The organism is Rhodospirillaceae bacterium, assembly GCA_018660465.1.
In the GTDB taxonomy this organism is placed as follows: Bacteria; Pseudomonadota; Alphaproteobacteria; order Rhodospirillales; family JABJKH01; genus JABJKH01.
This window is the reverse complement of sequence record JABJKH010000089.1, coordinates 24675-39412: the sequence shown is the minus strand read 5'-3', so window position 1 is coordinate 39412 and position 14738 is coordinate 24675. Positions and strand designations below refer to the sequence as shown.

The window sequence follows — 14738 nt, the reverse complement described above, 5'->3', positions numbered from 1 at the left end:
ATAAGCCAATAAAACCTAGTATTTACGTAGAGAGTACCCACCTAAGAGTAACTACTTTGGTCAAGGCATGGCGGTCTTGATTGCATGTGCCATTGCTTGTATCCGTTATCGTCGTGATTTTTCTTACGCGGCCTAAAGTGAATGATTAACGTATTATGGGTAAATCAAAATCTGATAGCCTTATAGGCGAATTTGCTGACGAAAGTCGAGATGCCTCTGGCGCGTTCAGATTGTTTTTTGATCAGGCGGCTGGAGCGCTCGCTGTAATAGATTTGGACGGGACTTGTAAACGCGTAAATCCAGCATTTTGTCAGATGATCGGCTATGAAGTAGATGAAATAGTCGGGAGGTCCATCCTTGATTTTACGCATCCGGATGACCGGGCTAAGACCGAAGGTGACCGAACTTCTGCCCTAAATAAGAGTTCGCCTACCCGCACGGAGAAGCGATATTTACACAAAGACGGCCATATCGTGTGGGGTGTCGTAGATCGCGCGATAGCGGTAGATGATGATGGGACACCGCTTCATACCATCGGTCAAATTCAAGATATTACCGAGTTGAAACGAACCCAAGAATCCCTGCGTAAAATCGAAGAATTCCATAGCCGGGCTATTGCTGGCGCGAATGACGGGCTCTGGGAAATGGACCTAAAGACCGGAGCAGTATATCGTTCCCCCCGTTGGTCATTGATGTTGGGATATGAGGTCGGTGAAATTGCCGATACCCGTGAAGCCTTTCTCGATATCGTGCATCCGGATGATGTTGAAATTTTAAAATCATCACACACCAGCCACATAGAGGATAACGTACCGTTAGATTACGTTACGCGTCTACGGCATAAGAAGGGGCATTGGGTCGATATTCGTACAAGAGGCCAAATGACAGCGAATGAAAATGGTGAGCCGTTGTATTTATCCGGATCAAATATGGATATTACCGATCAAATTGCGGCAAAGTCAGCTTTGCAGGAGAGTGAAGAGCGTTTTCGCGATTTTGTTTCTTCTGCCGCTGATAGATTCTGGGAATTGGATGATCAATTCCGCTATACCTACATTTCTCAGCTCAAAGAAAATTCTGAACGGCTTACCGGGAATTCAGTAATTGGCAAGACCCGCTGGGAAATTGTGGGTGTCGATCTCGAAGACGAAAATTGGAAGGCGCATCGGGCTGATTTAGAAGCACATCGACCCTTCCAGAATTTTATCTATCAACGTCACTATCCCAACGGTGGAACGGTTTGGATGCAGGCCAGTGGCGTGCCTGTATTTAATAGTGATGGAACCTTTAGCGGATACCGCGGGACTAATCTTGAAATCACGTTAGAGGTCGAAGCGGCAAAGGCCAGCGAAGAGTCAGAGAAGAAATTCCGCGCCTTATTCGAAATGGCTGGCGATGCCATTATGGTATCCGACCCCACTAATTTTAAATTTATTGAGGTCAACAAACTGGCAGCAGAGCAAAGAGGCTATAGCGTCGATGAATTGGCCGGAATGAATATCCGTGACATTAACAAAGTGTTTGATGCCGAGTTGGCCCAAGGGCTTCGCGATGAATTGGCTCGGGTCGGCGAACTTACCTATGAGACAGAACACAAACGTAAGGATGGTTCATCATTTCCCGTGGAAATCAGGTCACGCCTTTTGGAAATAGATGGTAAGAATGTTGTCTCTGCCATCGTCCGAGATATCACAGAGCGCAGGGAAGTTGACCGCCTAAAGGACGAATTTGTTTCCACTGTTAGCCACGAACTGCGCACGCCCCTGACCTCCATAAAAGGAGCGCTAGGACTTATCCAGTCCGGTATTGGTGGCAGCATGTCTGAGCAGATGTCTTCGATGCTGGAAATTGCACTTCGAAACTGCGAACGCCTTATCTTATTGATTGGCGATATTCTTGATATGGAAAAGATTGAAGCTGGTAAAATTGATTATGATATGGGGCAGGTCGATGTTTGTGAGTTGGTCGCAGATGCTCTTGAAGCCAACAAAAGCTACGGCGAACAATATGGCGTATCGTTTCTCTTTGATGCGCCAACAAATGGGGCGAAATTTCAGGTTGAAGGTGATGACGCCCGACTGATGCAGGTCATGTCCAACCTTATCTCGAACGCGGCTAAGTTCTCTCCGAAAGGAGCAGACATCAATATTTCTGTTGTCAGACAAGAAGATATGGTGCGCATATCTGTAAGCGATTATGGGCCAGGTATCCCGGTAAAGTCCCAAAGCCAAATATTTCAAAAGTTCTTCCAGGCGGATGGTTCCAGCACTCGCGAAAAAGGCGGTACTGGGCTCGGCCTCAGCATTTCTAAAGCCATCGTTGAACATCACAATGGCAGCATCGCCTTCGATACGAACGTCGGGAAAGGCACGACGTTTTATTTTGATCTGCCGATGGCGGATTAAGTCCAGACAAGTGGGCACAGTTGCCTTCCTTCAAAAAACTCTGCATAAATCGATCTTATTGGTTCTTTAATCGTGGGGACGTTCATGCAAGCGATCATGTTGGCTGCGGGGGTTGGTAGCCGTCTGTTTGGCGATACGGATACTCAACCGCCTAAGTGTCTCCTGGAATTTGATGGCAAGACGCTGCTGCGTCGTCATATCGAAATCCTTTACAATATGGGGATCGAAGGGCTGACGTTGGTGCTGGGGTACCGCAAGGATGAAATCTTGGCTGAAGCCGACCAAGTGCAGCGCGACATCGGTGCTAATGACTTTGTACATCATGTAATAAACCCCGATTACCGGCTGGGTACGGTGGTCTCCATGCACACGGCCAAGTCTGTGCTAATCGGTGGATCGGATGTTCTGATGATGGACGCCGATGTGCTTTATACGCAGACGCTGATTAAACGATTGTTAGAGTCTCCCCATCCTAATTGCTTGCTGGTTGATCGAGAGCTTGATCCTGGCGACGAACCGGTAAAAGTTTGTATCGAAAACGAAACGATTGTAAATTTTGGCAAATTGCTCCCACGCAACTATGAGACCATGGGGGAATGGCCAGGCTTTATGAAATTGAGCCCGCGAATTGCCAGCCGCATGGTTGAAGCCTGTGCCGCGATCATTGATGCCGGTCGACCTGAGCAACCGTGCGAGGATGCGATCTACGATGTGCTGATGGCGGAACCTGGCGTATTTGGATTTGAAGATGTGACAGGAGAGCCTTGGATTGAAATTGATTTTCCGGAAGACCTTGAACGGGCGAAAGTTGTCATTCTGCCCAAATTAGGGAAGGCGGTCGCGTGACTGATGATCCCTTAAGATTGAACCTGGGCTGCGGCAAGAACCTCAAGGAGGGGTTCCTCAATGTCGACAAGTTTGGAGAGCCTGACCTGCGCCATGACTTGGAAGAATTTCCGTGGCCGTGGGAAGACAACAGCGTTTCCGAAATTCTGCTCAATCATGTACTTGAGCACCTGGGCCGGGACGCCGATGTATATTTTGGGATCATTAAGGAAATTTACCGAGTGATGATCCCGGATGGCCGGATCTTCATCGTCGTGCCCCATCCGCGCCATGATGACTTTATAAATGACCCTACCCACGTAAGAATTGTCACCCCCGAACATATGGCCCTGTTTTCCAAGACGAAAAATCAGGAATGGGCGGAAGGCGGGCACGCCAATTCACCCTTGGGGCTATTCATCGACGTCGATTTTGAGGTTGTGCGCACCAACATTACGCCGTCGCCTGATTACGTGAAAATGCTGGAGAACAATATAATCTCCAGAGAGCAATTCTTAGCCGACTCGCGCAAATTCAATAACGTCATAAAACAATATTCGATGGAAGTTCGAGTGGTAAAGTAAGCGGCGATTCCTCAGATATCCGCCGTGTCACCTGACTCTGCCGAACGGATCGCGGCTTCCCAAAGTGCCGGGGTGGCAATGATTTCTTCGTCGGTCATGGGGTAGGGGGCACCGCCGTTAATCGCATCGGCAAAGGCTTCCTGTTCGAGACGAAGCGTGTCGATCATTTGATAAGTTTTAACCACTTCACCAAATTCGCCATCTTCGTTCATACGGATGACTAAATTATGCTGGCCGCGCATTTCGGCCCATCCCTTGGATCCAAATACGGCAAGTCGCCAGATATAGGCCGTTGCTTCTAAGGATGCGGCGTAGCCACTGGTTCCTTTGCCGAACCATAGCAGCATCGCCGTGGTGTCGTCGGCAACGGTCAATGCCTTGCGGGTGGAGACAGCGTGGACCCGTTGGGCAGGTCCCGCCAGACCGACCATGGCGTCGATCATATGAACCCCTTTTGCCGCCATGCCCCCCAAAGTGCTTTCCCCAGGGGCGACCCGCCAGACACCTTCTTTTAAATCATAACCGCTGGGGTTCGAAAAATTGCCTTCCATATGCAATATTTCGCCAAGCTTTCCAGACCGCACCATGTCTTGAAGGTCTGTATAGGCCGGATAAAAACGACGGTTGTGGGCGACACCCAAAACCACACCCGCATCCCGGCATGCCTTCACGGACTGCTCCGCGCTCGCCCGATCCAGGGTAAAGGGTTTTTCACACAGCACGTGCTTGCCGGCCTTGGCCGCCAGTTGGACTTGTTCTGCGTGGGTACTGTGGGGTGATGCCAAGACCACGGCATCGACGTCATCTCGTGCAAGCAATTCCTCATAGCTGTTGGTGAGGGAAAAGCCGTGTTTTTCAGCAAATGCGCTTGCAGATTCTGATGTTGTACGGGTTCGTCCACCAACAAACTGGATCTTGTCGCTTTTGCCTTGGACAGCCTCAACGAGAAATTGTCCCCATCTTCCCATGCCGACGATGACTGCATTGATCATGGCTTAATTCTCCTCCGAAATGTCTAAATAACCACTGGATCGCCTGTTTCCACTGACTTGATCGCAGCTTCCCAAAGCGATGGAGTGGCAATGATCTCTTCCATGGTCATAGGATAGGGTGCACCTCCGTTGACGGCATCAGCGAAGGCGTCTAGTTCCAGGCGCGCGGTGTCAGCAACGTCGTAGTCTTTAATTTCTTCACCAAGTTCACCGTCTTCGTTCATGCGGATGACCAGACAATGTTGGCCGCGCATTTCAGCCCATCCTTTTGAGCCGAAGGCGCAAAGCCGAAACATAAAGGCTGTGGCGTCCAAGGAGCCTAGATAACCGCTCGTGCCCTCAGCGAATTGCAGCATCATTGCGGTCGTATCTTCACTTAAGGGCAATACCTTACGGGTGCTGGTCGCACTGACCCGTTGAATAGGGCCAGCCAAGCCGACCATGGCATCAATGCAATGTAGGCCTTTGCCAGCCATTGATCCCAAAGAACTCTCTCCCGGCTCAACCCGCCAATTCCCTTCTTTTCGACGATAGCCACTGGGGCCTGAAAAGTTTCCTTCGAGATGCAGAATTTCGCCGAGCTTTCCGGAACGAACCATGTTCTGAAGTTCCTGATAGGCAGGAAAAAATCTTCGGTTGTGGGCGACACCCAAAATAACGTCTGCGTCCTTGCATGCCTGCACCGAATCTTCGGCGCTGGCTTTATTCAAGGTAAAGGGCTTTTCGCAAAAAATATGCTTGCCCGCCTTGGCAGCCTGCTGAACCTGGGCAGCGTGCTGGCTGTGGGGTGTTGCCAAGATAACAGCGTCCGCTCCCTCAAATTGCAAAAGCTCCTCAATGCTATCAACCAAGGGGAATCCGTGCCCCTTCGCGAAGGCTTTTGCTTCGTCGGAGGAAGATCGGGTGTTCCCGGCAACAATCTTAATTTTATCGCTTTTTCCTTGAATGGAATTAACCAGAACCTGGCCCCAAGTTCCCAAGCCAACAATAACTGCATTAATCATTAAATCGTCTCCCCTTCGTAATTCTGGGGCGAGTTTAGCATTCGATCTGGCATTTAAAAGCCTCATGGACAAACCCTCTTTGGAATAACTAATATATTGTCTGAATTTTTATCTATTTGGAGTTTTCATCATGGACACGCTGACTGAGCCCGCTTCGACAGAGATCAGAACGGACATCAAACCCGAATTCTTCGACATGGGCATTCAGCTTATGTCGCAAGGTCGTTCGCACCGTGAAATGTTTCGCACCGGTGCATTGGACGCCCGTATGAAGACCTATGCATCTGGCGGCGAAAATGGTCTTCATGCGCATATGGACGAAGACCACGCCTTCATTGTCATGCAGGGAAGTGCGACGTTCTACGGTCCTAATGGTGAATCGAAAGAAGTTGGTGTGCACGAGGGCATCATGCTGCCGATGGGGTCATTCTATTATTTCAATGCTTCTGGAGGCGAGCCACTTGTCATACTGCGCCTTGCCTCACCCGTATCCGGCAACGAACACTTACCGCCGCGCATGAAACCTGACGGAACGCCTCTGTTGGGTTCCGACAAGGGAAACAAAAAGGCTGATCCAATTTTCATAGATGGTGAGTTTTTCAAATAGGACGCTAAGTCTCACTTTGAATTTTCCTAATCCAAGGGTGGGAAATTTCCTAATCCAAGGCTGGCAAGGTCCGGCCTTGCCCGCTATTGTCCGCGAAATGAACATTACGCTGTAATTGAGGTGCCCTTATGTCTGACAAAAAGTTCGATAAATCCAAGCTGCCCAGCCGTTATGTAACCGTTGGTCCGGAACGTGCGCCGCACAGATCATTTCTGTATGCCATGGGGCTGTCGGATGAGGAGATTGCGGCACCTTTGGTTGGCGTGGCAACGACATGGAACGAAGCTGCACCCTGCAACACTGCGCTCGGTCGTCAGGCTCAGGTCGTCAAAAAGGGCGTCAAATCCGCTGGTGGAACCCCCCGGGAATTCACCACGATCACCGTTACCGATGGCATCGCCATGGGCCACCAGGGCATGAAATCATCGCTGATCAGTCGTGAGATCATTGCTGATTCGGTTGAACTCACCATGCGGGGACACTGCTACGACGCGTTGGTTGGGCTTGCCGGATGCGATAAGTCCTTGCCGGCGATGATGATGTCGATGGTTCGGCTGAATGTACCTTCGGTCTTCATGTATGGCGGGTCGATCCTGCCGGGTAAATTTAAGGGCAAGGACGTCACCGTCCAAGATGTGTTCGAAGCTGTTGGTGAACACAGCGCCGGCAATATGGATTTGGAAGAACTGCTGGCATTGGAATGTGTCGCTTGTCCGTCCGATGGTGCCTGTGGTGGTCAATTTACCGCCAACACCATGGCCTGTGTATCAGAAGCCATTGGTTTGGCATTGCCTGGGTCAGCCGGTGCCCCGGCACCGTATTCGTCGCGCGATGCTTATGCTGAAAAATCTGGTGAGGCGGTGATGGCGCTTTTGGAAAAGAACATCCGACCGCGGGACATCGTCACACTTAAGGCGCTGGAAAATGCGGCCGTTGTCGTCGCGGCAACAGGGGGCTCGACCAACGCGGGCCTTCATTTGCCTGCAATTGCCAGTGAAATTGGCATCGATTTTAGCTTGTTTGACGTTGCAGAAATCTTCAAGAAAACGCCTTATATCGCTGACTTAAAACCCGGCGGTAAATACGTTGCGAAAGACCTGTTTGAAGTCGGCGGCGTTCAGATCATTCTGAAAACGCTTTTCGAAGCGGGTCTTATCCATGGCGACTGCATGACTGTCACTGGCAAGACCATGGCGGAGAATTTGGCGGAGATCGACTTCCCGACGGATCAAGACGTGATCTATCCCGCATCTAAACCGATCACGCCCACGGGCGGTGTTGTTGGCCTGAAAGGCAATTTGGCCCCGGAAGGCGCGATCGTAAAGGTTGCTGGTATGGATACACAGTACTTCAAGGGAAAGGCGATCTGCTTTGACTGCGAAGAAGATGCTTTTGCCGCGGTTGAGATGAAACAGTATTCGGAAGGGGACGTCTTTGTCATTCGCTATGAAGGCCCTAAGGGTGGTCCTGGCATGCGCGAAATGCTGTCGACCACGGCGGCGATCTACGGCCAAGGCATGGGTGAAAAGGTCGCCTTGATCACCGATGGCCGGTTCTCTGGTGCGACCCGCGGGTTCTGCATTGGCCACGTCGGCCCGGAAGCAGCTGTTGGAGGTCCGATAGGTTTGTTAAAGAATGGCGACGTCATCACCATCGATGCGGTCAACGGCACCATTGATGTGGAGCTTTCAAATGAAGAATTGGAAGCCCGCAAAAAAGAATGGCAGCCGCGTGAGAACGACCATCAATCCGGCGCCCTCTGGCGCTACGCTCAGACCGTTGGCAATGCGCTGAACGGGGCGGTGTCTCATCCGGGTGGCAAGTCAGAGAAGCAAATATACGCCGATATTTAAAACTTGAATGGATTGAGTTGGGTGTGGCTTATACGGCCATAAGGTCGATAACCATGCCTTCTCTGGCGACGACGGATTGATCCCAGGCTTTAATAACCTCAGCCTCGATCTCCGCCATGCGGGTGTCATCATGTTCTGGGTCGTGGTGGAAAACGACGAACTTTTTGACGTTTGCGAATTGGCATAACCGCATGCCTTCGTTCCAGGTGGAATGCCCCCAACCAACCTTCGACGGGTATTCTTCTTCCGTATAGGTGCAGTCGTAGATGACGACATCGGCACCATCAATCAATCGAAGAATTTTTTCATCGGGCTTCTTCGCATCGTGCTCTGTGTCGGTGATGTAACAAACCGACTTTCCAGCATGTTCGATCCGGTAGCCTGTCGCTTCATTAGGGTGTTTCAAGGGGGCTGTGCGGACCCGGACGTCGGGATAAAGATCAAACGTCTCTCCCGCCGAAAAATCATCGAACTGCAGGTCTGATTGCATCGCTTCCAATGGGATCGGGAACATGGGTCCAACCATCTGGCTCGAGAGGGTGTGACGGATAGAGCCGCGCCGATCCTTGAGATGGCCTGCCAAAATATTGAATGAATGCGTTGGGATGTAAGCCGGCACGAAAAATGGAAACCCATTGATGTGGTCCCAATGGGTATGGGTGAACATCAAGTGTGCACTGGTTACGCCGTCAGCGAGAATTTTTTTGCCCAATTCACGAATGCCGGTGCCAGCATCCAAGACAATGATTCGGTCGTCAATGCGCACTTCGACACAACTGGTATTGCCGCCGTAGGTCGTATACTGGGATGATGCGCAGGCAATGCTGCCCCGCACTCCCCAAAATCTTACTTCAAACGACATTCGAGCCCTCTGTACGGGCACCCCCCAAATGGTTGCCCTCCGTTAAACCGACCGCACCGCAGTCGGGTTCTTGTTTACAGTTATACACATCCGATTCAAGAAAGTCTGCGTTTATTTATTCAATATTTTGAGGGAATTACCCGGTTTCAGCCCCAACTCCTGGTCTGCACGGCCAAGGTTAACCGAAATTTCCACCAATCCGTTAGCGTTCTTATACCAAAAGGCCTGCCCTGGTTCGCGGTTTGAGAACGTTTCGGCAAGGCTAAGTTGTTGCCCTGCAACCTTAATTTCAGCATCTTTGGACAAACTATCGGCCCTTAGACCCGTCATCGCATTACCCAATCCATCGATATAGATGATCTCTGCCAAGTCATCAGGCCAGGCCTCCATCCGCAGGGGGGCATGTGGCTCAGCTAGTGTTGCGGGATCAACCCCCAACGCGAGCTTTGCAGCAACAGGTGCAAACAGATCACGCCCATGAAAGGAATTTGAGAGACGGTCAGGCTGCCAAGTGAGTCGCCAAGCCGTTGCATCACGGCGCCTTATCAACACCTCAAACAGGCCGTTATCAGGGCCGACGAACCATTGCGCACCCGCTTTTAGGGCCACAGGCGCACGGTCGCTGCCGACGCCGGGGTCGATAACGCACACAAATACAGCATTATCTGGGAAATCATCCGCATAGGTCGCCAAAAGATAGGCAGATGCCTTGGGATCGAAGGACGGCGCATCATCGAACAGAGATATGATATCGCCCCGCCAACCAGCCTGGCGCAGGGCTGAGCGCATCTGGCCCGTATAGGGCAATCCAAAATCGGTGAAGAGGACGATCATATGGCCCCCTAAAATAAAGAAATCCTACTTAAGACGATTTTTTCTTTTTGGGCTTTTCCAACAAGTCCTTCATTTTGATCTGAAGCGGCTTGACCTTGTAGTCCCACAGCTTGAACACCCAGCCCTTGGTCCGGGTATTGATAACTTCAGCCTCTTTCACGGCGTCAGCGGACTTTCGGTCGGCGTTGGCGCTCACTCGGGCCCAGGTATCATTACCGGTGGTAAACATCTTAAGGGTCACCGTCAGGCCTTTAAACGTATGGTAGGTCGCGGAGAAGATCTTGTCCTCGGGGAACGTAATACCACCCTCAGGCGAGATATCACGCAACTCCATATCTTTCAGGCCATTGGCGAGGTCAGTGAGCTTGTCATCAGCACTGTCGCTCAGTTTGGCACCGGCAGGCAGGGTTTCCAACAAGAAGTCCTTAACTGCCGCCGTTTTGCGGGAAATAATAATTTCATTGCCGTCTGCCGTCAGAGTATGAACCCATTTAATCCGAGCGATTTTGACATTAACCAAAGTCTGGTCGAGCCAATCTAGAATATCGCGGGAAAGTTCCAAACGCCCGCGGCCAAGATAGGCCTGTTCTTCACTCGGACGACGGAAATAGATGCCTTCGTCGTCTTCACCACCGCCCATGCTGAATTTGCGGTTGCCGATTATAAGTTCTGCGAGCACTTTTCCGGAAGCATCTTTCAATCCCAAATACTTGGAATCAAAATCTTTGCCCTTGGTATCCTGCACAGAAATACGCGAATACAGCTTTGGATTTTTTGTCTTTGCATCGACCACCAAAAGATTAGATACCGCGGCAATCATCTCGCGAATTTTCGAAAATTTGGCCGGATAGTTGTGCTTATCAACGACGATCCACTTGTCTTTCACCCGTTTGACACTGTACCGACCGTCGGAATTTTCAATACGGATTTCAGCGACATCGTTCATCGTATCTGCCAAGTCCGGGAAAGCCGAATGTTCAACGCGGACAGTCTGCGAGTTCCAGTAGCGTTCTGCGACGCTGAACCCAGCGGCAATGACAACGACGACAGTAAGAGCGGACAACCAGACAAAGGTTTTAGAGTTCATTTTTTTCTTCCTAAGCCACGACCGGTTGGTGCCGTTTGCGGCGGCGAATGACGGCTAAGATAACGGCGATCAAGCTGATGATCAGCGGCATGGCCCAAATATTCAAAATCTTCAACCGCGTATCCAACGACTCAATATCCCGCTTTAGCGCGTGCTGGACGCCCCTAAGTTGACGGCGAATACCGATAAGCTGATTGCGCAGTCCAAGCATGGCTGCTTTCTGCTTATCCGACACGATTACCGTGCCCGTGCCCGTGGTTTGCTTTTGCAGACCACTCAGCTTTGTTTCCAACTCGCTCATCTTATCCCTGAGAGATTTTTCTGTCTTGCGGTACTTGAACTCTGCCGCCTTCTGGATTTGCGTCACCCGATGGAAAGGCCGGGCTGATTCGCCGCGACTGCGCAGACTGATCAGTGCATTACTGCCAGTCAGGTTGTCCACAGAGTTGGTTACGAAGTCACCGTTGCTGGAGGTTGGGATGACCATCTTGCGACCGAAGAAGTCCTGGGTTTGAGTCCAGAAACGATCGGCCAGCATATCTGTATCGGCAACCAAGATCAGGTTGACGGCTTCCTTGGATTCGGCCAAGTGTGCCTTCACGACTTTATCGCGATCTTCTTTTTTCTCGCCCTCAAGTTTCGGCGGGCCGTCTGGAAAGGCCGTCTTTACTGGACCTTGTAAGCGGGCTGCCAAGACGTGTTTGGTATCATCGGCTTTAAATTTTTCGAAAATTGCGATTGGGTTAGGCTTGGTCATCACCAACTTGAGATCCTGTAGCGCAGATTTGGCGCTGGACGTGATCAGCGGTGTCAGGGTGGTCTTGGCGTCTTTCTTCAGGGTTAGTGAGCCTGATGACGCAAAGAATACCTGCTTAAGCTCAGACGTAACCACATCGTCGTCAGACATCACCCGTGCATCGGTTTGGAACCAGGGAAGATAATCGACCGCAGCTTGGGTGCCCATCGTTGACGTCTGAACCTTCACGGAATAGGTCTGATCGCTGACGAATTTCTCGTAGTCCATCTTTACGCCCCAGGCATCAAGAAGATCTTTTATGATGTGGCCCGACGCCGTATTTCCACCACCAGGGCGGCGTGTGGCTTGGTTAAACCCGACGGTGTATTCAGAATGCGGGTCTATAAACACCATCGCCCGTCCACCGCGGAGGATGAACTGATCAATGGCGTATACCAGTCGCTTGGAGAGTTCCATCGGGTGCGCGATCATCAGCACATCAATATCTTCGTCGATGAACGGCTGAGTTGGTGCAATCGTCTTAACTTCAAAGAACTGCTTCAGGCGGTCCGTCATGGCCCAAGGTGCACGCCGGTTCAACGGGTCTGAATCCATGTTCAAAGCGTTGATCAACCCAACCACTTTCTGCTTCGGCTTGGAGAGGTCAAAGACCAACCGAGTCAGGTCGTATTCCAAGCTCTGTTCACGTTGTAGATTAAAAAATGGAATTTTTTCTTCATCATCGGTGCTGTTGGTCCCGGCCAGGCCAAAATAGCCTTGCTCGCCGGTTTCGCTTAGCGGCACGCCTTGTAGGCCGTATGCGACGGCTTCGTCTTCAATCGCGGAGTAGGGCTCCGGATCATGGATTTCCAGGATCAGCTTACCATTTGCCAGATCAACATAGTTCTGCAAGAACTCGCGAACCCGGCTGATATAGTTGCCGTGAATGGGGCTTCTGTCAGTCAGGCTCCTAGAGGCATAAAAGCGAAGCTTAATCGGCTCTTCGATTTTGGAGAGCACTTCACGGGTTCCATCGGAAAGCGTGAACAGCTTGCCTTCTGTCAGGTCCAATTGGGCCGACCGCAAAGTGATCGTGCTCAAAAGGTTCAAGGCGACAAATAATACGATTGCCAGCACCACACCGATCACGCCCAAAGTGTTCCGTTCTAGGGAATTCAAAGCACGCATTTCCTTAAGCTCCCTTCTTCGCATCAACAATGATGGTATTGATAAACAGTGCCAACCCGATCAGGGATCCAAAGAAGACCACGTCCCGTAAATCAATGATGCCCTTGGTGATCGACGTGAAATGGGTGAGGAAGCTCATTGCAGAGATCGTGTCGACTAGAAAATCTGGCGCCCATCCCTGGAAAAAATTCAGGACCAACGGCAACCCGCTGGTCAAAAACAGGAAGCACACCACCGCAGATACGATAAATGCGATGACTTGGTTATTGGTCGTCGCTGAAATGCACGATCCAATCGCCAGGAAACCACCCGCCATGAAGAACGTGCCGACGTAGCCTGCGAAAATTACACCGTTATCAGGGTCACCTAAGTAATTAACACTGATCCACAACGGGAAGGTTAACGCTAAAGCGACGCCAATGAAGGCCCAGGCTGCGAGAAACTTGCTCAATACGACTTCCACCGTGGAAACCGGCAGGGTCATAATCAGTTCAATGGTCCCGGTCTTTTTCTCTTCCGCCCAAAGCCGCATGGCGACTGCGGGAGCAAAGAAAAGATACAACCAAGGTGCGTAGGTGAAGAAGGCATGCATATCTGCCTGGCCACGACCAAAGAAATTGCCCAGGAAGAACGCAAATGTCCCGCTCGATGCAAGGAATATAACAATAAAGACGTAGGCAATCGGCGTTGAGAAATACGCCGCAAATTCACGCCCCAAAATGACTTTGGTGTTTCCCATGCCTATTCTCCCGCCGCCGTTAATTGATGGAAGACCTCGAACATGTCACCACGTTCGGCCCGAACCTCATCTACTTCCAAGCCACCGGTGCGAATACGTTCACTGACTTCGCTAATGATGATTTTATCGTCGTTCGGTCGGATCAACAGGGTCGCCATACCGTTGGTTTGTCCCACGGTTTCAATGCCCTTAACGCTGGCCAAGCCGGAGATTTCAGACTGTGCTTTCTCGAGCAAGTCTTCTTTCAATCGAACTGATACTGCGTTGTGGAGGGTTGATTTGCGTTCCATGTCCTCAGGCGTGCCATCGAACACCAACGCACCATTGGAAATGATCACAGCGCGGGTACATACCGCTTCGACCTCTTCCAGAATATGGGTGGAGATCACGATGGCTTTGTCTTTTGCCATTTCGTTGATCAAGTTTCGGACTTGGTCTTTTTGATTCGGGTCCAAACCATCCGTGGGTTCGTCCAAGATCAGGACTTCTGGGTTGTGCAATATGGCCTGAGCCAGGGCCACACGGCGTTTGTAGCCTTTTGACAGGGTTTCAATAGGGCGATGCAGCATATCGCCTAGGCGCACTTTTTCGACCACCTCGTCGATCCGTTGCTTCACCTCTGTCCCTGTAATACCACGCACGCCGGCAATGAACTCCAAAAACTGCTTTGGCGTCATGTCGTCATACAGTGGTGCACCTTCCGGCACATATCCGATCTTCTGTTTTACAGAGATCGGATCGTTCACCACGTCGAAGCCACAGACTTCCGCCGTGCCCGCTGACGGGGGCAGGAATCCTGTTACCATTCGCATTGTTGTTGTTTTGCCCGCACCGTTGGGCCCCAAGAAACCAACGACTTCTCCCCGATTGACGGTGAGACTGATGTCGTCGACAGCTAAAATCGGGCCAAACTTTTTCGTCAGCCCCGAAAGCGCAATCATCTTTTCCATTGTTAGAAAATCCGCTCCCCATGCGCGCGGTGCTATCTGCACCTGCTTATAAATTAAAATTCACCGGAGGGT

General features: G+C 51.0%; 13 protein-coding genes. 5 read left to right on the top strand and 8 right to left on the bottom strand.

All coding sequences use genetic code 11. The annotated features are described in order from the left end of the window. The first annotated feature begins 155 nt into the window (after positions 1-155). From HOM51_14330 to HOM51_14320, 3 genes are all read left to right on the top strand, one after another. Positions 156-2405 (top strand): PAS domain S-box protein, encoded by a 2250-nt coding sequence (locus tag HOM51_14330; protein MBT5035686.1) that lies wholly within the window; start codon positions 156-158, stop codon positions 2403-2405. A gap of 84 nt (positions 2406-2489) precedes the next feature. Continuing rightward, on the top strand, positions 2490-3251 hold the full coding sequence (locus tag HOM51_14325; protein MBT5035685.1) for a phosphocholine cytidylyltransferase family protein: 762 nt from the start codon (positions 2490-2492) through the stop codon (positions 3249-3251). Further along, positions 3248-3814 carry a methyltransferase domain-containing protein gene (locus HOM51_14320; protein ID MBT5035684.1) on the top strand — a complete coding sequence of 189 codons (567 nt, stop codon included), beginning with the start codon at positions 3248-3250 and terminating at the stop codon, positions 3812-3814. The genes HOM51_14325 and HOM51_14320 overlap by 4 nt, the downstream gene beginning before the upstream one ends. An 11-nt stretch (positions 3815-3825) precedes the next feature. Here the strand turns inward: HOM51_14320 and HOM51_14315 are convergent, their stop codons facing one another. Next, positions 3826-4806: a Gfo/Idh/MocA family oxidoreductase gene (locus HOM51_14315; protein MBT5035683.1), complete on the bottom strand. Its 981-nt coding sequence runs from the start codon at positions 4804-4806 to the stop codon at positions 3826-3828. A 23-nt stretch (positions 4807-4829) separates the two neighbouring features. After that, positions 4830-5810 (bottom strand): Gfo/Idh/MocA family oxidoreductase, encoded by a 981-nt coding sequence (locus tag HOM51_14310; GenBank protein MBT5035682.1) that lies wholly within the window; start codon positions 5808-5810, stop codon positions 4830-4832. 130 nt (positions 5811-5940) lie between these two features. On the opposite strand from HOM51_14310, the gene HOM51_14305 reads away from it, so the two are divergent. Next, a complete protein-coding gene (locus tag HOM51_14305; protein ID MBT5035681.1) occupies positions 5941-6417 on the top strand; it encodes a cupin in 477 nt (158 codons plus the stop codon). Positions 6418-6545: 128 nt separating this feature from the next. Then, positions 6546-8270, top strand: coding sequence for a dihydroxy-acid dehydratase (gene ilvD, locus HOM51_14300; GenBank protein MBT5035680.1), 1725 nt, complete (start codon positions 6546-6548; stop codon positions 8268-8270). A gap of 28 nt (positions 8271-8298) precedes the next feature. Here ilvD and HOM51_14295 read toward each other — a convergent pair whose 3' ends face one another. The 6 genes from HOM51_14295 to HOM51_14270 all read right to left on the bottom strand — a co-directional run bounded on the left by HOM51_14295 (position 8299) and on the right by HOM51_14270 (position 14666). Then, positions 8299-9132 (bottom strand): MBL fold metallo-hydrolase, encoded by an 834-nt coding sequence (locus HOM51_14295; GenBank protein MBT5035679.1) that lies wholly within the window; start codon positions 9130-9132, stop codon positions 8299-8301. Positions 9133-9243: 111 nt separating this feature from the next. Next, entirely contained in the window at positions 9244-9966 is a 723-nt protein-coding gene (locus HOM51_14290) for an SAM-dependent chlorinase/fluorinase (protein ID MBT5035678.1), read from the bottom strand. Positions 9967-9994: 28 nt separating this feature from the next. Continuing rightward, a complete protein-coding gene (locus HOM51_14285; protein ID MBT5035677.1) occupies positions 9995-11053 on the bottom strand; it encodes a DUF4340 domain-containing protein in 1059 nt (352 codons plus the stop codon). Positions 11054-11063: 10 nt separating this feature from the next. Beyond that, positions 11064-12977 (bottom strand): ABC transporter, encoded by a 1914-nt coding sequence (locus tag HOM51_14280; protein ID MBT5035676.1) that lies wholly within the window; start codon positions 12975-12977, stop codon positions 11064-11066. A gap of 4 nt (positions 12978-12981) precedes the next feature. Continuing rightward, positions 12982-13716 carry an ABC transporter permease subunit gene (locus HOM51_14275; GenBank protein MBT5035675.1) on the bottom strand — a complete coding sequence of 245 codons (735 nt, stop codon included), beginning with the start codon at positions 13714-13716 and terminating at the stop codon, positions 12982-12984. 2 nt (positions 13717-13718) lie between these two features. Continuing rightward, on the bottom strand, positions 13719-14666 hold the full coding sequence (locus HOM51_14270; protein MBT5035674.1) for an ABC transporter ATP-binding protein: 948 nt from the start codon (positions 14664-14666) through the stop codon (positions 13719-13721). Positions 14667-14738 lie beyond the last annotated feature (72 nt).